We start from the raw sequence: 1,282 nt of genomic DNA on the forward strand, positions 1-1,282 counted from the left end.
AAGGCCGAGAGCTGATGACGAGTGTTCTTTTAGAACATGAAGTGGTTGATGCCATGCTTCCAGGAAAAGCTCCTAAGCTTCAGGTAACAAGGAACCGTACCCCAAACCGACACAGGTGGTTGGGTAGAGAATACCAAGGCGCTTGAGAGAACTCGGGTGAAGGAACTAGGCAAAATGGCACCGTAACTTCGGGAGAAGGTGCGCCGGTGAGGGTGAAGGACTTGCTCCGTAAGCTCATGCCGGTCGAAGATACCAGGCCGCTGCGACTGTTTATTAAAAACACAGCACTCTGCAAACACGAAAGTGGACGTATAGGGTGTGACGCCTGCCCGGTGCCGGAAGGTTAATTGATGGGGTTAGCGCAAGCGAAGCTCTTGATCGAAGCCCCGGTAAACGGCGGCCGTAACTATAACGGTCCTAAGGTAGCGAAATTCCTTGTCGGGTAAGTTCCGACCTGCACGAATGGCGTAACGATGGCGGCGCTGTCTCCACCCGAGACTCAGTGAAATTGAAATCGCTGTGAAGATGCAGTGTATCCGCGGCTAGACGGAAAGACCCCGTGAACCTTTACTATAGCTTTGCACTGGACTTTGAATTTGCTTGTGTAGGATAGGTGGGAGGCTATGAAGTGTGGACGCCAGTCTGCATGGAGCCATCCTTGAAATACCACCCTGGCAACTTTGAGGTTCTAACTCAGGTCCGTTATCCGGATCGAGGACAGTGTATGGTGGGTAGTTTGACTGGGGCGGTCTCCTCCCAAAGAGTAACGGAGGAGTACGAAGGTGCGCTCAGACCGGTCGGAAATCGGTCGTAGAGTATAAAGGCAAAAGCGCGCTTGACTGCGAGACCCACACGTCGAGCAGGTACGAAAGTAGGTCTTAGTGATCCGGTGGTTCTGTATGGAAGGGCCATCGCTCAACGGATAAAAGGTACTCCGGGGATAACAGGCTGATACCGCCCAAGAGTTCATATCGACGGCGGTGTTTGGCACCTCGATGTCGGCTCATCACATCCTGGGGCTGAAGCCGGTCCCAAGGGTATGGCTGTTCGCCATTTAAAGTGGTACGCGAGCTGGGTTTAGAACGTCGTGAGACAGTTCGGTCCCTATCTGCCGTGGACGTTTGAGATTTGAGAGGGGCTGCTCCTAGTACGAGAGGACCGGAGTGGACGAACCTCTGGTGTTCCGGTTGTCACGCCAGTGGCATTGCCGGGTAGCTATGTTCGGAAAAGATAACCGCTGAAAGCATCTAAGCGGGAAACTTGCCTCAAGATGAGATCTCAC

Annotated in this window: 1 rRNA gene; it reads left to right on the forward strand. The window is 53.3% G+C overall.

Going from position 1 to position 1,282, the window contains the following annotated elements:
* Positions 1 to 1,282 (forward strand): 23S ribosomal RNA (locus DGA31_RS29410); the annotation flags it as partial.

Origin of the sequence: Pseudomonas ovata (genome assembly GCF_003131185.1) — a bacterium.
GTDB classification, from domain to species: domain Bacteria; phylum Pseudomonadota; class Gammaproteobacteria; order Pseudomonadales; family Pseudomonadaceae; genus Aquipseudomonas; species Aquipseudomonas ovata.